Below are 22,780 nucleotides of genomic sequence, written 5' to 3' on the forward strand. Positions count from 1 at the left end.
AAAGATTTCCGCGCCGTCGCAACTCGCTACGACAAACGCGGACACAACTATCTGGCAGTCGTGATTATCGCAACAATGATTCTATGGCTCATCTGAAATCAGTCAGACAGACCCTAGGCGCCAAGTCGAAGACAGTACGCTAGTACGGCGAGACGCCGGCAACAACGTCCTGCACAGCTTGTCACGCGTGGCGCTTGAAGTCGCGGAAGCGGAAGCCAACTAGGAACAGGGTGGCAAAGTACGCCACGCCGCACACAGCCACCACCAGGGCCAGCGCACCGGCCCGCAGCAGCGGATGGGCTTGCATGGCGATCCAGTCGATGCGCATGGCGCCAACATACGCGACGCCGCCCATCACGATGAGGGCCGGCAGCAGGCGCGCGAAGAATTTGGCCCAGCCCGGTTTCGGCTGGTAGATGCCGCGCTTGCGCAAGCCCCAGTACAGGAAGCTGGCGTTCAGGCAAGCACCCAGGCCGATCGACAGGGCCAGGCCGGCCACGGCGATGTAGGGCACGAACAGCAGATTCATCAGCTGCGTAGCGATCAGCACGCCGATGGCGATTTTCACGGGCGTGCGGATGTCCTGGCGCGCATAGAAGGCGGGCGCCAGGGTTTTCACGAGGATGATGCCGATCAGGCCCAGGCTGTAGGCCACCAGCGGCTGCGTCGACATGGTGACGGATTCGGCCGTGAACTTGCCGTAGTGGAAGAGGGTGGCAATCAGCGGTGTGGCCAGGGTCGCCATGCCGACGGCGGCGGGCAGGGCCAGCAGGAAAGTCAAACGCAAGCCCCAGTCCAGCAAGGCCGAGTATTCCGTCTTGTCGCCGTCCACGTTCGCTTTCGACAGGCTGGGCAGCAAGATGGTGCCCAGGGCCACGCCCAGCATGGCGGTCGGGAACTCCATCAGGCGGTCCGCATACGACAGCCAGGAAATACTGCCTTCGGCCAGGCGCGAGGCGATGCTGGTATTGATCATCAGGCTGATCTGCGCAGCAGACACGGCGAACACGGCCGGGCCCATCTTTTTCAGCACGCGGCGCACGCCGCCGTCGGACAGGCCGATGGCGGGATTGATCGACAGACGCGGCAGCATGCCGATCTTGATCAGCGCGGGAATCTGGATGGCCACCTGCAGCAGGCCGCCGGCGAACACGGCGATGGCCATGGCGTAGATCGGCTGTTTTAAATAGGGCGCGAGGAACAGCGAGGCGGCGATGAACGACAGATTCAGCAGCACCGGCGTGAACGCGGGGATCTTGAATTCGCGCCAGGTATTTAAAATGCCGCCGGCTAGGGCCACGAACGACATGCAAGTAATATAAGGGAACATCAGCCGCGTCATCCACACGGCCGCGTCAAAGGCGCCCGGGTCCTTGGACAAGCCCGTGGCGATCACGTAGACGAACCATGGTGCGCCGACGATGCCGATGGCGGACACGAGCAGGGTGGCCCAGACGAGGGTGGTGGCCACATGGTCGGCCAGTTGCTTGCTCGCTTCCTGGCCGTGCTGGTTCTTGTATTCAGACAAGATCGGTACGAAGGCTTGCGAGAACGCACCCTCGGCAAACAATCGGCGCAACAGGTTGGGGATGCGGAAGGCAACAATGAAGGCGTCCGTGTAGGCGCCGGCGCCAAAGGCGCGCGCGAACAGGCTTTCGCGCAATAATCCGGTTACACGGGACAGCATGGTCATGCTGGAAATGGCGGCGAGGGTTTTAAGCAAGTTCATGGGGGCAGATTATAGCCGGGCGCGGTACCGTTAAACGGTTAAAATATGGTAACAAACGCTGCCGATTCGCTGCGCATTCGCCCTTGCCAGTCCCATTTTCAGGTGTTTTTGGCGTGATACACGGTTTTTTGATTTGCCCCCGCTTGAAAATATCGCTATAATCGAAGGCTGTACAGAATTCTGTTACGCAGACACTAATGTTTGACAGGCACTGGTTTGGCACACATGGTTCGGCAGACGCACAGAACGCACCGGTTGGCAAACACTAATGTTTGCAAACGCACTTTGACCCTGTTTTAGGAAATTCCATGGCAAATACCGCACAAGCGCGCAAACGCGCTCGTCAAGCAGTTAAGCAAAACGCACACAATTCGTCCCAACGTTCGACCTTGCGCACGGCTATCAAAGCTGCTCGCAAAGCGATCCAGGGCGGCGACAAGGCAGCTGCTGCTGCAATCTTCCAAGCATCCGTGTCGACCATCGACCGTATCGCAGACAAGAAGATCATCCACAAAAACAAGGCAGCTCGCCATAAGAGCCGTCTGGCAGCTGCTTTGAAAGCACTGTCCGCTTAATATTCGCCAGCAGGCAAGCCACCACGGTGGCCTTGCCTGTGCCGGTACGCTGGCACTGGTTGAAAAGCAAAAACCCGCAGATTCGTTCTGGCGGGTTTTTTCGCGTTATTATTGGCTATGTCACCGTCAGATGTGGGAATGCGCCCAGTGTTGCTTTCAATAACGTTTCGGGTGAGCGGATGCGTCTGGCGTCGAGTATCCAGCGCCAGCCCAGGTAATTTGGCAGGTAACGCGTGGCCACGCCGTGAAACGGACGCAGCCATTGCCGCAGGCGGCTGTGATACGCATTGACGTTCTGCACGTGCGCGGCGCCCTGCACGCGGATGCCGGCGCGCAAGTTGACGGCCTGATGACTGATTCCCGCTTCCCGCGCAAACGCCCGGTAGGCGGCATGGCCATCCGTGACCAGCAGGATATCCTTATCGACGACAGGCAACAAACAGCGGTGCAGCTGCGCCTTCGTCAGTTGCCCTTTGCCCGTGACGAAATCGAGGGTCTGGCCCGTGCGGTCGCGCGCCACCAGGATGCAGACTTGCTCGTTGGATATGCCGCGCCGTTGCGCATGGCCGCCACGGCGGCGGGCAGGACGCGTCATCTGCCTGGAGCCCTTTTCCGATTCCAGTACGTAGAGTTCATCGGCCTCGGCGATGCCATGCAGGCCGTGCGGCCGGTCCGTTTTTGCCAACGATAAAAACCGGTGGCGCCAGCGAAACGTGGTGTTGCGGTGCACGCCCAATTGGCTGGCCGCCTTGCGTACCGACCGGGAATCGAGCAGGCAATCGGCGTAGTCGAGCCACAGCGATTTATGGCGCAGGCGGGCCAGCGGCGTGCCGGTGAGCGCATTGAAGGTGCGCCCGCAAGGCACGCAGCGGTAGCGCTGCAGGCCTTGCGCATGGCCATGCCGGTGCAGGTGAGCCGAACAGCAGGCGGGACAGGCCAGGCGCGGCTGCGCCACGCCCTCCAGCAACGCGACGGTCGCATCGTGTGGCGTGTTGCCACGCAGCAGGGCCATGCCTGCCTGCCGCTGGCGCCGGTTCAACTGCGCAAACTGCGCGATAAAGCGGATCCATTTGGCTGGCTGCATGATCTGCTCCCTGTGTGGTGGGTATGCAGAGTCAGACAGCACAGCCATGGGAAGATTCCGGCATGTCCCCTATTTTACGAGGACAGAGCCTTATTATTCGGTCTTTTTAAGGCCGCGTCCGCCAGCGCCCGGACGCCACATCCTAGTGCGCCGCCGGCAAGTTGCCGATGCTCATGCCCGGCTTGATGTTCTTTTGCTTGAACCAGCCCAGGTGCATTTCCAGCGCATAGCGCACGGGCACGGTCTTCGTGGAGCAATGGCTGTCGAGCGTATGCGGCTGCATGTCTTCGATGTTGACGATCTTGCCGCTGGCATCGATAAAGGCCACCGACAGGGGCAGCGGCGTGTTTTTCATCCACATGCATTGCGTCGAGGGATTGCCAAAGACAAACAGCATGCCCGCATTTGCCGGCATTTTTTCACGGTACATCAACCCCTGTTCGCGTTGCTCTTCTGTCGCCGCCACTTCCGCCTGGATCAAATGCATGCCGGCCGACAGCTGCAAGCTTTTTGTTTGCGCCTGGACCAGGCTGGCGCAAGACAACAGGGCGATGGACAGGCAGAGACGGCGTAGGGGATTTTTCATGGGACGGGATGGGTGGCTGCGAAGCGGCGATTAAGCCATGCTGGCGGCCGCCTGGTCAAGCATGCGGCCTGGCCGCTCCAAAAGCGTGGGGTGACAGCAACAGAGTCGCTGCCGTCACCCCGGGAACGACGTTTATTTCGCCGGCTTGCCTGTTTCAGCGGCCGGCTGCTTCGTCTTGCGTGCCTGGGGAATCAGGCGCGACGCGTCCGTCGCGGCAGACGCGTTGACGGAAGCCGACGCCGGCGGCACGGGCTTGCTGGCGTCGGTGGCGGCCGAGGCCTGGCTGGTTGCCGATGCGGGTGGCGGTTTGACGGCATCGGTTGCGGCGGAAGCGTGTACCTGGGCGCCCGACTGGGCCAGTGCGGCGCCGGCAAGCAGGGAGGCGGCCAGCGTGAATATTACTTTTGTCATCATCTTTCCTTTCCGTCATGTGAAGGTCAGATGATTTTAATGCATTATCTAAAAATAAATAGTGCTTATTGGCAAAATTTCAGCAAGGAAAACCGCTTTTCTTGTGCCGTTCACGTTTTTCCAATGTTCTCGGCCGGCACTTCGCACCATTCGCCGGGCATCAACGGGTGGCTGGCCAGCGAGAACGGGCCGATGGCGCTGCGCACCAGGCGCAGGGTCGGCAGGCCGACGGCCGCCGTCATGCGCCGCACTTGCCGGTTTTTGCCTTCCTTTAAGGTGATCGCCAGCCACGACGTCGGCTTGTCGGCGCGCGCGCGGATGGGCGGGTTGCGCGGCCACAGCCAGTCCGGCTCGGCGATGCGCACGGCCTTGCACGGCTTGGTGATGAAGTCGCCCAGGTCCAGCGGCGCCTGCAGGCGCGCCAGGCTGGCCGCATCGGGTACGCCGTCGACTTGCACCAGGTAGGTTTTCGCTTCCTTGCGGTCAGGGTGGCTGATCTCGTGCTGCAGGCGGCCGTCGTCCGTCAGCAGCAGCAAGCCTTCGCTGTCGGCGTCGAGCCGGCCGGCCGGGTAGATGCCGGGAATGGTAATGTGGTCGGCCAGGGTGGCGCGGCCTTCCTGCGGCGAAAACTGGCACAGGACCTGGAACGGTTTATTGAAAAGAATGAGTGGCATGCTGGATAAATTGATGCAAACGTGGGTGGCTGCTGGTTGGCGCCGCAAAAGCGTGGCGCCCTGTAAGATACTGGTGCATAATGTGAAACGTTAGTCTTATGTCTTATAGAAGACTTGGGGCGGTATGGCAATAAGTGCTTTGGCGCGGCATTCCGCATGGCGATGCGGATGGCCCGGCTGTTTTTTCCCTGTTAAAGTGCGTTGTTGCCGCCCTGTTCGGACTTGTTTTTGTAAACTCTGCAACCGCAGAGCGCGTCGCCGGCCTGTCTTGCCCGCCAGCGGTGTGTCCCACTTCGGAGATCACGATGTATCAACATATCACTGTACCTGCTGACGGCCAAAAAATCACCGTCAACGCCGATTTTTCGCTGAATGTACCAGATAATCCCATCGTCCCCTTTATTGAAGGCGATGGCACGGGCATCGATATCAGCCCGGTCATGATCAAGGTGATCGACGCTGCCGTGGCCAAGGCCTACGGCGGCGCGCGCAAGATCAGCTGGATGGAAATCTACGCGGGCGAAAAATCGACGAATGTGTACGGCCCCGATGTGTGGCTGCCGGAAGAGACGTTGCAAGTGCTGAAAGATTATGTGGTCTCCATCAAGGGGCCGCTGACCACGCCCGTCGGCGGCGGCATCCGCTCGCTGAACGTGGCCCTGCGCCAACAGCTCGACCTGTACGTCTGCCTGCGCCCCGTGCGCTACTTCACGGGCGTGCCGTCGCCCGTGAAAGAGCCGGAAAAGACGGACATGGTGATTTTCCGCGAAAACTCGGAAGATATCTACGCTGGCATCGAATACCAGCAGGGCTCGCCTGAAGCCAAAAAATTGATGGATTTCCTCGTCAATGAAATGGGCGTGACGAAAATCCGCTTTCCGGCCACGTCGGGCCTGGGCATCAAGCCTGTGTCCATCGAAGGCACGGAGCGCCTCGTGCGCAAGGCCATCCAGTACGCGATCGACAACGACAAGCCCTCCGTGACGATTGTGCACAAAGGCAACATCATGAAATACACGGAGGGCGGCTTCCGCGACTGGGCGTATGCGCTGGCGCAAAAGGAATTCGGCGCCGAGCTGATCGATGGCGGCCCATGGTGCAAGTTCAAGAATCCGAAGACGGGCCGCGACATCATCGTCAAGGATTCCATCGCTGACGCCTTCCTGCAACAGATCTTGCTGCGTCCGGCCGAATACAGCGTCATCGCCACCCTGAATCTGAACGGCGATTACATTTCCGACGCGCTGGCGGCGCAAGTGGGCGGCATCGGCATCGCGCCGGGCGCCAACCTGTCCGATTCCGTTGCCATGTTCGAGGCGACGCACGGCACGGCGCCGAAGTACGCGGGCAAGGATTACGTGAACCCCGGTTCCTTGATTTTGTCGGCGGAAATGATGCTGCGCCACATGGGCTGGCTGGAAGCGGCCGACTTGATCATTTCTTCGATGCAAAAGTCGATCGCCTCGAAGCGCGTCACCTACGATTTCGCCCGCCTGATGGAAGGCGCGACGCAAGTGTCGTGCTCCGGCTTTGGCGACGTGATGATCGAGCACATGTAATAGGCGGGGGGGGGGCAGGGTGCTGCGCACCCTGCGGACGAAAAAAAACCCCGTTTGACAACGGGGCTTTTCACATCTGAGGGCCGGCGATGCTTAGGCTGCTTGGATGTTGGAAGCTTGCTTGCCTTTAGGGCCTTGCGTGACTTCGAATTGAACTTTTTGACCTTCTTTGAGGGTCTTGAAACCGTTCATGTTGATTGCGGAGAAATGAGCAAACAAATCTTCGCCGCCATCATCTGGAGTGATGAAGCCAAAACCTTTGGAATCATTGAACCACTTAACTGTACCTGTTGCCATAAAAAGAACTTTCAAAATTAAAACAAATCACACGAGCCATAAAAGCAAGAAGCTTCTTGCCCCCTCCTCGACGTCTCACTTCTTATCAAGCTGTACATTACTGCAACAGTCGATACAGCATTGTTGGCGGAATAAATAATGAAGTCAAGCGCTTTTCCATCGATATTGCCAAATTCTTCACGGCGACCAAAAAAGCAACTCTTGATTTTGACAGCAAGGTCGCCATCTGCGCACTATTAAGAAAACGCGTAAGATTGAAAACAATTGGAAAGGCGTAGATATTGCGCATGACAACCACTGTGAAAGCATTAGAATAAGCGTATGGCAACCAAGCACGACACAGAAACCCTGCTGGAGCGGCAAGTGCTGAAGCCGCCGCCGCTCTACCAGGTGGCCTTGCTCAATGACGACTACACCCCGATGGAATTTGTGGTGGCCATCATTCAGGAGTATTTCAACAAGGACCGTGAAACGGCGACGCAAATCATGCTCAGTGTTCATCGCTACGGCAAAGGAGTGTGCGGCGTGTTCTCTAAAGATATAGCGTGTACCAAAGTGGAGTTCGTTTTAACGCATGCGCGCAAGGCGGGGCACCCCCTGCAGTGCGTGATGGAGGAAGTATGATTGCGCAGGAATTAGAAGTAAGTTTGCACATGGCGTTTGTCGAAGCTCGGCAGGCACGGCACGAATTCATCACGGTTGAGCATTTACTGCTGGCACTGCTGGACAACCCCTCCGCTGCCGAGGTGTTGCGTGCCTGCGCGGTCAATATTGAAGACCTGCGCAAGACCCTCACCAATTTCATCGGCGATAACACGCCGACCGTGCCTGGCACGGGCGAAGTCGACACCCAGCCGACGCTTGGTTTCCAGCGCGTGATCCAGCGCGCCATCATGCACGTCCAGTCCGCCTCGAACGGCAAGAAGGAAGTCACGGGCGCCAATGTGCTGGTGGCCATCTTCGGCGAAAAGGATTCGCATGCGGTCTACTACCTGCACCAGCAGGGCGTGACGCGCCTGGACGTGGTCAATTTCATTTCGCACGGCGTGCGCAAGGACCAGTCGACGGAAAGCGCGAAAGCCTCCGAAGGCGTGGAAGAAGCGCCCGTCGATGGCCAGCCGAAGGAAAGCCCGCTCGACCAGTTCACGCAAAACCTGAACAAGGCCGCTGCCGAAGGCAAGATCGACCCGCTGATCGGCCGCGAGGAAGAAGTCGACCGCGTGATCCAGATCCTGTGCCGCCGCCGCAAGAACAATCCGCTGCTCGTCGGCGAGGCGGGCGTGGGCAAGACGGCCATCGCCGAAGGCCTGGCCTACCGCATCACGCAAAGCGACGTGCCGGAAATCCTGCAGAATGCCGTCGTGTATTCGCTGGACATGGGCGCCTTGCTGGCCGGTACCAAATACCGCGGCGACTTCGAGCAGCGCCTGAAAGCCGTGCTGAAACAGTTGAAGGACAATCCGAACGGCATCCTGTTCATCGACGAGATCCACACCATCATCGGTGCGGGCTCGGCGTCGGGCGGCACGCTGGACGCGTCCAACCTGCTGAAACCGGCACTGGCGAATGGTCAGCTGAAGTGCATCGGCGCGACCACGTACACGGAATTCCGCGGCGTGTTCGAGAAAGACCATGCCTTGTCCCGCCGCTTCCAGAAAGTGGATGTCAACGAACCGACCGTCGAGCAAACCGTGCAAATCCTGCGCGGCCTCAAATCGCGCTTCGAAGAGCACCATGGCGTGAAATACTCGGCCTCGGCCCTGTCGACGGCGGCCGAACTGGCGGCGCGCTTCATCAACGACCGCCATCTGCCCGACAAGGCGATCGACGTCATCGATGAAGCGGGCGCGGCGCAGCGCATCCTGCCGAAGTCGAAGCAAAAGAAAACCATCGGCAAGGCCGAGATCGAGGACATCATCGCCAAGATCGCCCGCATTCCGCCGCAAACGGTCAACCAGGACGACCGCAGCAAGCTGCAGACGATCGACCGCGACTTGCGCAATGTCGTGTTCGGGCAAGATCCCGCCATCGACGCGCTGGCCTCGGCCATCAAGATGGCCCGTGCCGGCCTGGGCAAGACGGACAAGCCGATCGGCTCCTTCCTGTTCTCCGGTCCGACCGGCGTCGGCAAGACCGAGGTGGCCAAGCAATTGGCCTTCATCCTCGGTATCGAGCTGATCCGTTTCGACATGTCGGAATACATGGAACGCCACGCCGTCAGCCGTCTGATCGGCGCGCCGCCGGGCTACGTCGGTTTCGACCAGGGCGGCTTGCTGACGGAAGCGATCACCAAGAAGCCGCATGCGGTCTTGCTGCTCGATGAAATTGAAAAAGCCCATCCGGACATTTTCAATATCCTGCTGCAAGTGATGGATCACGGCACCTTGACGGACAACAATGGCCGCAAAGCCGATTTCCGCAACGTTATCATCATCATGACGACGAATGCGGGCGCGGAAAGCCTGCAAAAGACGTCGATCGGCTTCACCAATTCGAAGCAGGCCGGCGACGAGATGGCCGACATCAAGCGCATGTTTACGCCGGAGTTCCGCAACCGTATCGACGCGACCATCAGCTTCCGCGCGCTGGACCAGGAAATCATCCTGCGCGTGGTCGACAAGTTCCTCATGCAACTGGAAGAGCAGCTGCACGAGAAAAAAGTCGAAGCCGTGTTTACCGAGAAGCTGCGTGCTTTCCTCGGCAAGAAAGGCTTCGATCCGCTGATGGGCGCGCGGCCGATGGCGCGTTTGATCCAGGACATGATCCGCAAGGCCCTGGCCGACGAACTGTTGTTCGGCCGCCTGGTCACCGGCGGACGGGTCACGGTCGACCTCGACGACAAGGACCAGGTCTTGCTGGAATTCCCGGAACCGCCAGACGCGGCGCCGACGGCAGCACCGGAAACGGTGGAAGTGGAATAAGAACACCGAACCAAACTTACTGCGCGTCGCGATTAGCGGCCTCCGATGCTCACTGCCTCGGCGGCCCCGTGCTTTGCACAGTTCCGCTTCTCGGTCGCAACTCGCTGCCGCTCGCTACGGTTTTGTTCGGCGTTCAGAGCGCTTCTGCTCTTGTCGAAAAACCCGCCCACGCAAGTGGCGCGGGTTTTTTTACGTTTTTGTGGGCAATAAAGAAGGTTTTAAGAAGGTTTTCTTTGGTCATAGTTATGCCAGAATTGCTGTCCGGTATCGACATGATGTCCATGCCACCTGACCGCTATCTGGATGCTCATATGAAAATTTCCCGCAATCTTAGCTTGCTCCTGTTGTCCGCCGGCCTGCTGGGTAACGCCGCCGCTGCCTCTTCTCCTGCCAGCAGCTATTTCCGCTTTCCTGCCGTGCGCGGCGATACCGTCGTCTTCACGGCCGAAGGCGACCTGTGGAAAAGCAGCGTGCGCGGTGGCGCGGCGCAGCGCCTGACCACGCATCCCGGCTATGAAACGAACGCGGCGATTTCGCGCGATGGCCAGTGGCTGGCCTTTTCCGCCGCCTATGAAGGCGCGCAGGAAGCGTATGTGATGCCGCTGGCGGGCGGCTTGCCGCGCCGCATTTCCTTCGACAACGGCGGCGTGCTGGTGCTGGGCTGGACGGCGCAGGGAGAGGTGCTGGTCAGCACGCAGAATACGGACGGTCCCGCGTCGCGCCGCATCGTCGCCGCCATCGATCCCGTGAAACAGACGCGCCGCGTGTTTCCCGTGGCCGACGCCAACGACGCCGTGCTCGACGACGCGGGCAAGACCTTGTTCTTCACGCGTTTCGGTCTGGCCATGACCAACGACAATGTGCGCAACTACCGGGGCGGCGCCCATGCCACCCTGTGGCGCTACGACCTCGATGGCAAGGGCGAGGCCGTGCGCATGCACGCGGAGCCTGCCGTGTTGGAAGGCAACAACAAGCGCCCCATGTGGTGGCAGGGTCGCGTGTATTACATCAGCGACGCGGGCGGCAGCGACAATCTGTGGAGCATGCTGCCCGACGGCGCCGACCGCCGCGCATTGACCAGCCACACGCAGTGGGACGTGCGCAACGCTTCGCTGGGCGATGGCAAGATCGTCTATCAGCTGGGCGCCGACCTGCATGTGCTCGACCTGAGCGTCTCGGCAACGGGGGCCTCGCAGGCGCTGGCCATCAGCCTCGTGTCCGATTTCGACCAGCAGCGCGCGCGCCAGATCCGCTCGCCGCTCGACACCTTGAGCAATGTGCAGCTGTCGGGCAAGGACGAGCGCATTATCCTGACGGCGCGCGGCAAGGTCAGCATCGCCGGCACGGGCAGCCTGCGCAGAGTCGACATCGCCATTCCCGACGGGGCGCGGGCGCGCGACGCCGTCTTTTCCAGCGACGAGAAGTCCGTGTTCGCCATCGTCGACACGAGCGGAGAGAACGAGATCTGGAAGTACGCCGCCGATGGCTCGGGCAAGGGCGAGCAGCTGACAACGCGGGGAGACAATCACCGCTGGAAGCTGTATCCGTCGCCGGACGGGCGCTGGCTGGCGCACACGGACAAGAAGGGCCGCTTCTGGCTGCTGGACCTGGCGACCAAGGGCAACCAGTTGATCGACGACGCGGGCAAGGCGGGCGTGGACAAGCACGACGAAGTGCAATGGTCGCCCGACAGCCGCAACCTGGCCATCGTGCGCGTGGCCAGCAACGAGCAGCGCGAGCAGATCGGCCTGTACAACCTCGCGTCGAAACAGCTGCAGTTCGTCACCAGCGACCGCTATACCTCCGGTTCACCCGTGTTTTCACCGGACGGGCGCTGGCTGTATTTCCTGTCGGCGCGCAATTTCCAGCTGGCCAACGGTTCGCCGTGGGGGGACCGCAACATGGGTCCCGTGTTCGACAAGCGCATCGGCGTGTATGCGTTGGCGCTGCAGCCGGGCAACCGTTTCCCGTTCCAGCCCGACGATGAACTGAGCCGTCCGGGAGTGAAGCCGGCCGAGACGGACGATGAAAAGGCGGCCGAATCGGCGGCGGAAAAGGCATTGGAAAAGGCGGGCGGCAAGTCGGCCGTGAAAAAAGCGCCGGCCGCGCTGCCGGACGTCGTCTTCAAGGGACTGGGCGAGCGCCTGTATGAAGTGCCGCTGGCGGCGGGCAATTACAGTGCGCTGGCCATGGATGACAAGCGCCTGTACTTCCTCGAGCGCGACAGCGGCGAGAACAAGTTCAGCCTGAAGACGCTCGCCATAGGCAATGCCGGCTCCAAGCCGGAACTGCTGGTGGCCAATGTGCGCGAATTCGACCTGGCCCAGGACAAGAAGCACCTGTATTACAGGACGGTGGCGGCCGCCGGTCCGGGCGAGATGCTGGTGATCGAGGCGGGCGCCAAGCTGCCGTCCGACCTGTCGAAGGCGAAAGTAAAAGTCGACGACTGGACGTTTGTGTCGAACCCGCGCCTGGAATGGAAGCAGATGTTCAACGACGCGTGGCGCTTGCACCGCGATTTTCTCTACGACGCGAAGATGCGCGGCGTGGACTGGAAGGCGGCGCGCGACAAATATGCGCCGCTGGTCGAGCGCGTCACGGACCGCGCCGAACTCAATGACGTGCTGGGCATGATGGTGGCCGAAGTGGGCGCCCTGCATTCGCAGATCCGTCCCGGCGAATTGCGCCGCACGGAGCAGGAAGGCGCGCCAGCGGGCCTGGGCGCCGTGCTGGCGCGGACTAACGACGGCTACCGGGTCGAGCATGTCTACCGCAGCGAAGCGGAATTGCCCTCGGCGCGCGCGCCCCTGTCGCGCCCCGAGGTCGACGTGCGCGAAGGCGACGTGATCACGGCCGTCAACGGCAAGGACGTCCTGGGCGCGCGCGACATCAGCGACCTGCTGCTGAACCAGGCCGACAAGCAGGTGCTGCTGCAGGTCAAGCGGGGCAAGGGCGCGCCGCGCGCCGTCATCGTCACCCCCGTCAATATGGCGAAACAGACGGCGCTGCGCTATGGCGACTGGGAACTGAGCCGCGCCGAGCAGGTGGCGGCCGCCTCGCAGGGGCGCATCGGCTACCTGCACCTGCGCGCCATGGGCGCCAACGACATCGCCTCGTTCGCGCGCGATTTTTACGCCAACATCAACCGCGAAGGCCTGATCATCGACGTGCGGCGCAATAACGGCGGCAATATCGACAGCTGGATCATCGAAAAACTGCTGCGCAAGGCCTGGGCCTACTGGGCGCCGCCGGGCGTGCAGCCGTCGTCGAACATGCAGAGCACCTTCCGCGGCCACCTGGTCGTGCTGGTCGATGAACTCACGTATTCGGATGGCGAGACTTTCGCTGCCGGCATCAAGGCCCTGGGCCTGGCGCCGCTCGTGGGCAAGCGCACGGCCGGCGCTGGCGTCTGGCTCAGCGACAACACGCGCCTGGCCGACAATGGCATGGCGCGCGTGGCGGAAAACGGCCAGTTCGGCATCGATGGCCAATGGCTGATCGAAGGCGTGGGCGTGGTGCCCGACGTGGAGGTGGATAACCCGCCGCACGCCACCTTCCAGGGCGCCGACCGCCAGCTGGAAGTGGCGCTCGACATGCTGGCGAAAAAGCTCAGGGAGCAGCCGCGCCCCGCCTTCCAGGCGCAGCCGATCCCCGCGCTGAAGTAGGGGGGCTACAGGCCGGTGGCGGCCTTGAACTGCTGGGCGCGGCGGCGCGACACCTCGACCACGCTGCCGTCCTGCAGGCGCAGGTCGAGGCCGTCGGCCGCATTCGGCGCCACTTGCGCCACCTGAGCCAGGTTGACGATCTGGCGCCGGTTGGCGCGGAAGAAGCGGGCCGGATCCAGTTTCTCTTCCAGCTGGTTCAGGGTGCGCAGCATCAGCGGATGCTGCGCGCCGAAATGCACGCGCGTGTAATTGCCTTCCGATTCCAGCAGGCGGATGTCGTCAAGCGCGACAAACCAGCAGCGTTCCCCATCCTTGATGAAGACCTTGCGCGGCGCGGGTAGCGGCACGGCTTGCGCCCGCGCGCCTGCGCGCGCCAGCGCCGTGGCCAGGCGCGCCGCCTGCACGGGCTTTTGCAGGTAGTCGAGGGCGCTCACTTCGAATGCCTGCAGCGCGTACTGGTCGAAGGCCGTGCAAAAGATGACGTCGGGCGCATCGTCGAGGGACGCCAGCAGGTCGAAGCCGGAGCCGCCCGGCATCTGTACGTCGAGCAGCAGCAGGTCGGGCCGCAGCTTGCCGATCTGCGCGATGGCGTCGGCCGCGCTGGCCGCCTCGCCCACAATCTCCACTGCCCCGCCCTGCACGTGCGGCGCCAGCAGGCGCCGCAGCTCGGCGCGCGCCAGGCGCTCGTCGTCGACCAGCAGCAGCTTGAGCGGCTGACCGTTCATGGCTGCTCCGGCAAATGGATGGTGGCGTATACCCAGCCCGCCTGTTCGCGCAATTCCAGGCTGGCGCGCTCGCCGCAGGCCAGCTGCAGCCGCTGGCGCGCATTGCGCAGGCCGACGCAGGTGGAGTTGCCTGGTGCGCGCAAGGCGCCCGTGTTGGCGACCTCGATCTGCAGCATGGCGGCGCCGTCGGCAGGGCTGGAACGCCGCGCTGCGATGCGGATGTCGCCGCCGTCGGCGCTCGCTTCGACGCCGTATTTGACGGCGTTTTCCACCAGCGTCTGCAGGGCCATGGGCGGCACGCGCACGTGTTCCACGTCGGGCGCGCCGATTTCGATCGCGAAGCTGACGCGCAGGCGTTCCTCGAAGCGTATCTGTTCGATCGCCAGGTAGGCGCGCACGGCGTCCAGTTCCGCCGCCAGCGGCACCGTCGCATGCTGGCCCGATTGCAGCGCGTGGCGCATCAGGTTGGCCAGCTGGTCGATCATGTGCGCGGCCGCCTCGCGGTCTTCGAAGATCAGCGCGCGCACGCTATTGAGGCTGTTGAAGAAGAAATGCGGGTTCACTTGCGCCTGCAGGGCGCGCAGTTCCGCTTCCCTCCCGTGCAGCTGCAGGCGCAGGGCTTCCGCTTCCAGGCGGGTGGCGCGGCGCAGCGACAGCGCGGTGAAGTAAAACACCGTCCAGGTCAGGAATACCCCGAACCAGAACAGCAGCGCGCCAGGCAGCCAGGCGATGCCGCGCAGGATGTCGGGCGGATACATGACGTGGAAGGCGGCCGTCACGCTGGCCGTCTGGATGGCGGCCAGCAGGAGCAGAGACGGTACGATGCGTTTCCAGCGCAAGCCGTTTGCCGCCCAGCCGTGCCGGCGCAGCACGCCATGCCACAGGTGCGACAGCAGCAAGCCGCCCAGCGATCCCCAGCAGGCGATGGTCGCGACGATGCGCAGTTGCGAGGAGCCGCCGTACACGCTGTTGAACAGGGCCAGCGCGCCCCAGCCGGCCAGCTGGAAGGTCCAGTACCAGTCGATCCGAGCCAGCAGCGGGGGGCGGTGGGGTGGCGTCATGGCTCAACGCAGGAATTGCTCGATCTGGCCGAACATCCAGTCCGGCTGGTCGTACATGATGAAGTGGCGCGCCGTGTCGGCCAGCGCGATCTGCACGCCGGGCAGCTGGCGGTACTGCTGTTGGAACGTTGCCTCGATGGCGGCGCGCGGCGCGTAGTCCTTGTAGGCGATCCAGGTGCCCAGCACCAGGGTGGGCGACTGCACTTTCGCCACGTCCTGGCGCAAATCGCTGGCCATCAGGGCGCCCATGGCGTTGATCACCGTTTCGCGGTCCGAGCGCTGGCCCCAGCCGACGATGCGTTCCACGTCGGCCGGCGCGCTGGCCATGGTCGCGACGGTGCGGCGCTGGCTGGCGCTGGCGGCCGCCGCATCCTGAGCCCGCATGGCCGCTTGCATCTGCTGCGACATGGCTTGCAGCTGCTCCGGCGTGATGGAGGGCAGCTGCACCGCGCCCAGCGCCGGCAGCGAGTCGACGATCAGCAGCTTGCCCGTTTGGGCCGGATGGTCGATGGCCATTTTCAGGGCCAGGAAGCCGCCCAGGCTATGCCCGATGATGGCCGGCTGGCCCAGTTTCTGCGCCACGATGTAGTCGGCCAGTTGCTGCTCGGCCTGCGCCATCAGATCCCCTTTGATGGGCGCCATGCCGGCAAAGCCGGCCAGTGTCAGCACGTGGCAGGCGCGTCCGGCTTGCGGTCCGCACAGCCGCTCCACCGTGCCTTGCCACACTTCACCCGACGAGGCCAGGCCGGGAATCAGGATCAGCGGGCGGCCCTGGCCCGTGACTTCGACCGTGAAGGCCTGCGGCGCGGCGGCCTGGCTGGCACCCGCCAGCAGCGCGGTACTGAGCAAGATCAATGTCTGCAGTGTTCGTTTCATGTTGTATTCCTCCTTGACGACGATGCTAGCCGGGCAGGCGGCCCGCCGCCAGCGCCGCGGGATGAGCGGCGGCAGGCAGGGATGAGCGGTGCAAAAGATGCGGCTGCCGCTGCCGTAGAAAGCTGGCAGGCGTGCCCCATCGTTTCGAGCCAAGGTGGTTCATGTGCTTGAACAATCAGCCGGCGCGCAGGCGGCGCCACAAGGTGGTGCGGCTGATGCCGAGGTAATGGGCGGCGGCGTCGCGGCGTCCGCCGAAGCGCGCCAGCACGGCGCTGGCGCTTTCCTCTTCCGGGTGCGGCGGCACGGCGGCGGCAGGCGCCTGCGGCAGCGCCGGCATGCCGGCAGCGTTGGCCAGTTCGGGCGCCACGCCCAGCACGAAGGCGGGCGTGAGCGCCTGCAGCGGTTCGGCGGCCAGGAACAGCGCCAGGCGCTCGGCCAGGTTGCGCAGTTCGCGCACGTTGCCGGGCCAGCCGTAGCGGCGCAGCAGCGGCGCGCACGCCTGGATTTCCGCATGCAGGTTGGGGTGCGGACGGGCGCCCAGCGCGGCCAGCGCGTTTTTCAGCGACCATTCTGCCAGGCCGGGAATGTCGCTGGCGCGTTCGCGCAAGGCGGGCAAATGCAGGCGCAGCACGGCCAGGCGGTAGAACAGGTCGGCGCGGAAGCGGCCTTCGCGGATGCGCTGCTCCAGGTCGCAGTGCGTGGCGCTGATAATGCGCACATTGATGGCGATGGGCCGCGTGCCGCCCACGCGCACCACTTCGCGCTCTTCCAGCACGCGCAGCAGGCGCGTTTGCAGGGCCAGCGGCATTTCGCCGATTTCGTCGAGGAACAGGGTGCCGTGGTTGGCCGCTTCGAACAGGCCCGCATGGCCCCCGCGGCGCGCGCCCGTGAAGGCGCCATCCTCGTGGCCGAACAGTTCCGATTCGAGCAAGGACTCGGCGATGGCGCCGCAATTGATGGCGATGAAGGGCCGGTTCGCGCCCAGGCTGCGCGGGCTTTCGCGGTGGATGGCCTGCGCCACCAGTTCCTTGCCGCTGCCCGTCTCGCCCTGGATCAGCACCGTCGCCGGCGAACGCGCATACAGCACCACCGACTGGCGCAGCGCTTCCATCGCCTCCGATTCGCCGCGCAGGTCGTGCAGGCCGTGGCGCGCGCGCAGGGTGTCGGCCACCACCGCGCGCCGTCCACGGTTCGATTCGATCTGGGTCAGGCGTGCCAGTTCCAGCGCGTCGTCGAAGGCGCGCCGGATGGCCGTGGCCGAATACACGAAGACGGCGGCCAGGCCTGCTTCCTCGGCCAGGTCGGTGACGAGGCCCGCGCCGACGACGGCTTTGACGCCCTCGGCCTTCAGTTCATTGATCTGCGCACGCGCGTCTTCCTCGGTGGCGTAGGTGCGCTGCGCGATCTGGAAGCCGAAGGTGGCGGCAAATTCAGCCAGTTCCGGCATCGGGTCCTGGTAGGTGACGACGCCGATGTGCGGCGAGATGCGCCGCGCGCGCGCCAGCGCCTGCATCACGTCGTAGCCGCTGGCCTTGGCGATGATGACGGGCACCGACAGCCGGCCTTTCAGGTAGGCGCCGTTGGAACCGGCCGCGATGACGGCGTCGCAGCGCTCGGTGGCCATGCGCTCGCGGATGTGGCGCACGGCGTCGTCGAAGCCCAGGTTGATCGGTTCGATCGTCGCCAGGTCGTCGTATTCTAGCGTGATGTCGCGGAACAGGTCGAACAGCCGCGAGACGGAGACGGTCCAGATGACGGGTTTGTCGCGGTGGTCGAGCGGAGGTTGGGGAGGGCGGCGCATGCTTTATTCTAAACGATTTGTTTCATATTTTTTGCTGTGCAACGGCGTTGCAACAAACGTGTTGCAAGTGGTCTGTGGCGTTTCAGATATTGCCAATAAGGAATATGAAAAAACCCCGGGAAACTGGTTTATGATCTAACAGCACCATGATGCCTGAGGAATATATTGCTCAGGTGTATTCCGACCGTCAACAACCGAACCATGGTGTCCATGAACCGCGTACCGACCAGTCCCGATTTCATCGCCGATGCCTTGCAGCTGATCGCCTTGCCTGCTTGCGCCTGCGATGCCTGCGGCATGGTGGTGGCCGCGAATGGCGCCTTGCATTCCTTGCTGGGCAGGGATATAGCGGGCCGGCTGCTGGCCGACTGTTTTACGGACGCCTACCGCGCGTCGAGCACCAGCATGCTGCGCGGCGCGCTCGGCGCGGCCGGGCGCGAGCGGCAGTGGGACAGCAGCCTGCTAGGGGAGGCGGGCGCCATCGCCGTGCAGGTATGGTCGAGGCCGCTGCTGGTGGACGATGGCTTGCCGGGCGCGAGCCTCGTGTTTGCCGACATCCGCGTGCAGCAGCGCGACCAGCAAGCCCTGCGCAAGACCTTGCTGGAACAGCAGGCCATCCTGGAAAGCGCGGCCGTCGGCATCATCTTTTCCAAGGGCGGCTTCATCGAGGAATGCAATATCCGCGCCGCCGAGATGCTCGGCTATGCGCGCCACCAGCTGACGGGCATGCCGGGCGCGGTGCTGTACCGCTCCGCCGAGCATTGCCGCGCCCTGGGACTGGAAGCGGCGCCGCTGCTGTCGAAGGGCAAGCCGTACCGCACGGAGCTGGAATTACGGCGCCAGGATGGCACCTTGTTCTGGAGCCGCCTGCACGGGCGCGCCGTCGATCCCTTGAATACGCATGACGGCACGGTGTGGATCATCGAAGATATCAGCGACCACCGGCGCGATGAAGACCAGCTGCGCCGCGCCATGCTGGAAATGCAGGCCGTGATGGACAATGCGCCGCTGGCCATCGGCTTCCAGCGCGACAAGGGCGTGCTGCGCTACAACCGGCGCTTCGCCGAATGCTTCGGCTTCGATGGCGACAGCGGCGTGGGCCTGGCCGTGGCCGACCTGTATCCGTCGCGCGCGGCCTACGAGAACGTCGTGCGGCAGGCTGCGCCCCTGCTGCGGAGCGGCTTGCCGTTCCAGGGCGAGATGGAGATGCGCCGCCGCGACGGCTCGACTTTCTGGGCGCTGGCGTATGGCTATGTGCTGAACCCTGAAAGCCAGTCCGACCGCACGCTGCGCGATACGATCTGGCTGTTCGACGACCGCAGCGCGCAGAAGGCGGCCGAGGAAGCGACGCGCCAGCTGATGCTCGAGCAGCAGGCCATCCTCGACAACGCCTCCGTCGGCATCCTGTTTTCGCGTTCGCGCCTGATCCTGCGCTGCAATCCCCGTTTCGCCGAAATGTTCGGCTATGCGCAGGAGGAGATGAAGGGCTTGCCCGCCGCCGTACTGTTTCCCTCGCCGGCCGCCTACGAGGCCTTCGGCGTGCAAGCGACGCCGCTGCTGGGACAGGGCTTGCCGTACGAGCAGGACGAATCGCTGTTCCGCCGCCGCGACGGCAGCCTGTTCTGGTGCCGCATCCGCGCCAAGGCCGTCGACCAGACGCACAGCGAGCAGGGCGCCATCTGGATACTGGAAGACATCACGGCCAGCCGCCAGGCACAGATGGAGGTGGCGGCCATCATGACGAATGCATCGGTCAGCATCCTGTACACCAAGAACCGCCAGATCACGCGCTATAACCTGGGCTTTGCCGCGATGTTCGGCTACAGCGGCGACGAGGCGCTGGGCCTGCCCGGGCGCGCGCTGTACGTGTCGCAGCAGTCCTACGACTTGCTGGGCGCGGCGGCCTTTCCCTTCCTGTCGGTGGCCAAGCCCTTCCAGACGGAAGTGGAAATGATGCGCCGCGACGGCACGACCTTGTGGGCGCAGCTGATCGCCTATGTCGTCAATCCCGACGATCCCGCCGCCGGCACCATCTGGATCATCGAGGACCGCACGGAGGCCAAGCGCGCCGAAGAATCGCTGCGCAACGCGCTGCTGGAAAATCAGGCCATCCTCGACAGCGCCGTGCTGGGCATCTCGGTGATAGAGGGGGGCTACAACTTGCGCGCCAACAGCAAGATGGAAGAGCTGTTCGGCTATGGACCCGGCGAGATCAACGGCCTGTCGGTGCAGGCCCTGTATCCGGACCTGGCCGCGTGGAAGGTGGCGCGCGGCGAGACGGCGCGCGATTTCGATGCGGGCAGGGTGCACATGTCGGAATACCAGCTGGTGCGCAAGGATGGCAGCCGCTTCTGGGCGCGCCTGTCCGGCCGGCCGTTTGACCTGGCGCATGCGCATGGCCGTTCCGTGTGGCTGGTCGACGACGTGACGGCGCGCCGCGAGGCGGCCGAGGCGGTGCGCCGCGCGCGCGACGAACTGGAACTGCGCGTGCAGGAACGCACGGCAGAACTGGCCGGCGCCAACCTGCTGCTGCAGGGCGAGATCGTCGAGCGGCGCCAGGCCGAGGCGCGCGTGCACCACATGGCTTACCACGACAACCTGACGGGTTTACCGAACCGCGCGCTGCTGTCGGACCGGCTGGAACGGGCCATGCTGGCCTCGCAGCGCTCCGGGCGCAAGCTGGCCGTGATGTTCATCGACCTGGACCGCTTCAAGACGATCAACGATTCGCTGGGCCATATGACGGGCGATCTGCTGCTCAAGGAAGTGGCCGCGCGGCTGTGCGGCGCCGTGCGCGCCAGCGACACGGTGGCGCGCCTGGGCGGCGATGAATTCGTCGTGCTGGTGCCGGGCATCCGCGGCGGCGAGGAGGCGGCGCGCGTGGCCGAGAAGATCATCGAGACGCTGACGCCTGCCTTTCCGCTGGACGGCCATGTGCTGCACGTGACGCCGTCGATCGGCATCTGCGTGTATCCGGACGACGGCGGCGATGTCGACGCCCTGATGCGCCATGCCGATGCGGCCATGTATCACGCCAAGGGCAATGGCCGCAACAACTACCAGTTCTTTACGCAGACGATGAACCAGGCGGCGGCCCTGCATTTTGATCTGGAAAGCAGCTTGCGCACGGCGCTGGCGCTGCAGCAGTTCGAACTGTTTTACCAGCCGGTCATCGATATCGCCACGCGCCGGCTGCACGGCATGGAAGTGCTGCTGCGCTGGCGCCGCCCCGGTCACGGCCTGGTGCTGCCGGACCGCTTCATCCCCATCATGGAAGAAAACGGGTTGATCGTGCCGGTGGGCGAGTGGGTGATGCGCCAGGCGTGCGAGCAAAGCATGGCCTGGCATCGCCAGGGCTTGCAGCCGGTGCCTCTGGCGGTGAATCTGTCGCCGCGCCAGTTCATGCACAAGGGCCTGGTGGCGGCCATCGGCGCCGTGGTGCGGGAAACGGGGATCGATCCCTCGCTGCTGGAATTCGAGATCACCGAGACGGCGCTGATGCAGCATGGCGAGCATACCTTGGAGATTTTGCGGCAGATCAATGGCATGGGGCTGCGCCTGTCGATCGACGATTTCGGCACCGGCTATTCCAGCCTGGCTTACCTGAAGCGCTTCCCCGTGAAGAAGGTCAAGATCGACCGCGCCTTCATCAAGGACCTCGAGCACAGCGCGGAAGACCGCGCCATCGTGTCGGCCATCATCGCGCTGGCCGACAGCCTGCAATTGTCGGCCGTGGCCGAGGGCGTGGAAACGGAGGAGCAGTTCGCCCTGCTGCAGGCGAACGGCTGCCGCTATGCGCAGGGCTATCTGTTTTCCGCGCCCGTGCCGGCGGTCAATGCGCAGGCATTGCTGGAGCGGATAGCCCTTAGTTAGTTAATCGTCGCCACGACTGGCGCATGGTCGGACGGTTGTTCCCACTTGCGGGGCGAGTGCTCCACTGTCGATGATGCGCGCCTTGTCTAGTCGATGGTGGCCACGACGGGTGCATGGTCGGACGGCTGTTCCCACTTGCGGGGCGAGTGCTCCACTGTCGATGATGCGGGCCTTGTCTAGTCGATGGTTGCCACGACGGGTGCATGGTCGGATGGCTGTTCCCACTTGCGGGGCACGCGGTCGATCACGCAGGCCGTGCAGCGGCCTGCGAGGGTGGGCGAGAGCAGGATATGGTCGATGCGCAGGCCCTTGTTGAGGCGGAAGCCCAGCTGGCGGTAATCCCACCAGCTGAACGATTTTTCCGCCTGCTCGAACAGGCGGAAGGCGTCCGTCAGGCCGATGTCGAACAGGCGCTGCAGGGCGGCGCGTTCCTTGTCCGAGACCAGCACCTGGCCTGCCCAGGCGACAGGGTCGTGCACGTCGCGGTCGTCGGGCGCGATATTGTAGTCGCCGACGACGGCCAGCTGCGGATGCTGCCGCGCCTCTTCGGCCAGCCAGTCGTGCAGGGCGGACAGCCAGCCCAGCTTGTATTCGTATTTGTCCGAGTCGACGCTCTGGCCGTTCGGCACGTAGGCGCAGACGACGCGCACGCCGCTGATGGTGGCGGCCAGGATGCGCTGCTGCGCATCTTCATAGCGCGGGTTGTTCTTGACCACGTCGGTGATCGGCAGCTTCGACAGGATGGCCACGCCGTTGTAGGTCTTCTGGCCGCTGAAGACCACCTGGTAGCCGGCTGCCTCGATCTCGGCGACGGGGAACTTGTCATCCGTGAGCTTGGTCTCTTGCAGGCACAGTATGTCGACCGGGTTGTCGGTCAGCCATTGCAGCACTTGCGGCAGGCGCACTTTGAGCGAGTTGACGTTCCAGGTGGCGAGTTTCATGG

Annotated in this window: 17 protein-coding genes; 6 read left to right on the forward strand and 11 right to left on the reverse strand. The window is 63.5% G+C overall.

All coding sequences use genetic code 11. From position 1 onward, the window contains the following. Positions 1-181 precede the first annotated feature (181 nt). On the reverse strand, positions 182-1,729 hold the full coding sequence (gene murJ, locus ACQ4W4_RS27000) for a murein biosynthesis integral membrane protein MurJ (protein ID WP_436544584.1): 1,548 nt from the start codon (positions 1,727-1,729) through the stop codon (positions 182-184). Positions 1,730-2,037: 308 nt separating this feature from the next. Between murJ and rpsT the strand changes: the two genes are divergently transcribed. Continuing rightward, positions 2,038-2,304, forward strand: a complete 267-nt coding sequence (gene rpsT, locus ACQ4W4_RS27005) for a 30S ribosomal protein S20 (RefSeq protein ID WP_010395935.1) — start codon at positions 2,038-2,040, stop codon at positions 2,302-2,304. A 115-nt stretch (positions 2,305-2,419) separates the two neighbouring features. On the opposite strand, the gene ACQ4W4_RS27010 is transcribed toward rpsT, so the two are convergent. From ACQ4W4_RS27010 to ACQ4W4_RS27025, 4 genes are all read right to left on the reverse strand, one after another. After that, positions 2,420-3,388 carry an IS1595 family transposase gene (locus ACQ4W4_RS27010; RefSeq protein ID WP_436544585.1) on the reverse strand — a complete coding sequence of 323 codons (969 nt, stop codon included), beginning with the start codon at positions 3,386-3,388 and terminating at the stop codon, positions 2,420-2,422. Between the two features lie 142 nt (positions 3,389-3,530). Next, the gene (locus tag ACQ4W4_RS27015; protein WP_436544586.1) at positions 3,531-3,974 is read right to left on the reverse strand and encodes a DUF192 domain-containing protein; all 444 of its coding nucleotides are present in this window, start codon (positions 3,972-3,974) and stop codon (positions 3,531-3,533) included. Between the two features lie 132 nt (positions 3,975-4,106). Next, positions 4,107-4,385, reverse strand: coding sequence for a hypothetical protein (locus ACQ4W4_RS27020; RefSeq protein ID WP_436544587.1), 279 nt, complete (start codon positions 4,383-4,385; stop codon positions 4,107-4,109). 110 nt (positions 4,386-4,495) lie between these two features. Continuing rightward, positions 4,496-5,059 (reverse strand): pseudouridine synthase, encoded by a 564-nt coding sequence (locus ACQ4W4_RS27025; protein WP_436544588.1) that lies wholly within the window; start codon positions 5,057-5,059, stop codon positions 4,496-4,498. Between the two features lie 305 nt (positions 5,060-5,364). On the opposite strand from ACQ4W4_RS27025, the gene icd reads away from it, so the two are divergent. Then, the gene (gene icd / locus ACQ4W4_RS27030; protein ID WP_070221389.1) at positions 5,365-6,618 is read left to right on the forward strand and encodes an NADP-dependent isocitrate dehydrogenase; all 1,254 of its coding nucleotides are present in this window, start codon (positions 5,365-5,367) and stop codon (positions 6,616-6,618) included. Positions 6,619-6,711: 93 nt separating this feature from the next. On the opposite strand, the gene cspE is transcribed toward icd, so the two are convergent. Further along, a complete protein-coding gene (cspE, locus tag ACQ4W4_RS27035; RefSeq protein ID WP_010395943.1) occupies positions 6,712-6,915 on the reverse strand; it encodes a transcription antiterminator/RNA stability regulator CspE in 204 nt (67 codons plus the stop codon). Between the two features lie 321 nt (positions 6,916-7,236). Here cspE and clpS point away from each other — a divergent pair, with 321 nt between their 5' ends. The 3 genes from clpS (at position 7,237) to ACQ4W4_RS27050 (ending at position 13,501) form a co-directional block, all read left to right on the forward strand. Further along, complete coding sequence (gene clpS, locus ACQ4W4_RS27040) at positions 7,237-7,539, forward strand: ATP-dependent Clp protease adapter ClpS (protein ID WP_034751577.1); 303 nt, start codon at positions 7,237-7,239, stop codon at positions 7,537-7,539. Then, positions 7,536-9,836, forward strand: coding sequence for an ATP-dependent Clp protease ATP-binding subunit ClpA (gene clpA, locus ACQ4W4_RS27045; RefSeq protein ID WP_034751575.1), 2,301 nt, complete (start codon positions 7,536-7,538; stop codon positions 9,834-9,836). Before clpS ends, clpA begins: the two co-directional genes overlap by 4 nt. Positions 9,837-10,147: 311 nt before the next feature. Then, positions 10,148-13,501, forward strand: a complete 3,354-nt coding sequence (locus ACQ4W4_RS27050) for a S41 family peptidase (RefSeq protein ID WP_436544589.1) — start codon at positions 10,148-10,150, stop codon at positions 13,499-13,501. 5 nt (positions 13,502-13,506) lie between these two features. Here ACQ4W4_RS27050 and ACQ4W4_RS27055 read toward each other — a convergent pair whose 3' ends face one another. From ACQ4W4_RS27055 to prpR, 4 genes are all read right to left on the reverse strand, one after another. Next, positions 13,507-14,226 carry a LytR/AlgR family response regulator transcription factor gene (locus ACQ4W4_RS27055; protein WP_436544590.1) on the reverse strand — a complete coding sequence of 240 codons (720 nt, stop codon included), beginning with the start codon at positions 14,224-14,226 and terminating at the stop codon, positions 13,507-13,509. Further along, positions 14,223-15,287 (reverse strand): sensor histidine kinase, encoded by a 1,065-nt coding sequence (locus ACQ4W4_RS27060; RefSeq protein WP_436544591.1) that lies wholly within the window; start codon positions 15,285-15,287, stop codon positions 14,223-14,225. The genes ACQ4W4_RS27055 and ACQ4W4_RS27060 overlap by 4 nt, the downstream gene beginning before the upstream one ends. A 3-nt stretch (positions 15,288-15,290) precedes the next feature. After that, positions 15,291-16,163 carry an alpha/beta fold hydrolase gene (locus ACQ4W4_RS27065; protein WP_436544592.1) on the reverse strand — a complete coding sequence of 291 codons (873 nt, stop codon included), beginning with the start codon at positions 16,161-16,163 and terminating at the stop codon, positions 15,291-15,293. A gap of 175 nt (positions 16,164-16,338) precedes the next feature. Beyond that, positions 16,339-17,964, reverse strand: coding sequence for a propionate catabolism operon regulatory protein PrpR (prpR, locus tag ACQ4W4_RS27070; RefSeq protein WP_436544593.1), 1,626 nt, complete (start codon positions 17,962-17,964; stop codon positions 16,339-16,341). A gap of 210 nt (positions 17,965-18,174) precedes the next feature. Here prpR and ACQ4W4_RS27075 point away from each other — a divergent pair, with 210 nt between their 5' ends. After that, positions 18,175-21,837: a sensor domain-containing protein gene (locus ACQ4W4_RS27075; protein WP_436544594.1), complete on the forward strand. Its 3,663-nt coding sequence runs from the start codon at positions 18,175-18,177 to the stop codon at positions 21,835-21,837. A 176-nt stretch (positions 21,838-22,013) separates the two neighbouring features. Here ACQ4W4_RS27075 and xth read toward each other — a convergent pair whose 3' ends face one another. Beyond that, entirely contained in the window at positions 22,014-22,778 is a 765-nt protein-coding gene (xth, locus tag ACQ4W4_RS27080) for an exodeoxyribonuclease III (RefSeq protein WP_436544595.1), read from the reverse strand. Positions 22,779-22,780 lie beyond the last annotated feature (2 nt).

Origin of the sequence: Janthinobacterium glycogeni, from assembly GCF_051380725.1 — a bacterium.
GTDB lineage: Bacteria > Pseudomonadota > Gammaproteobacteria > Burkholderiales > Burkholderiaceae_D > Janthinobacterium.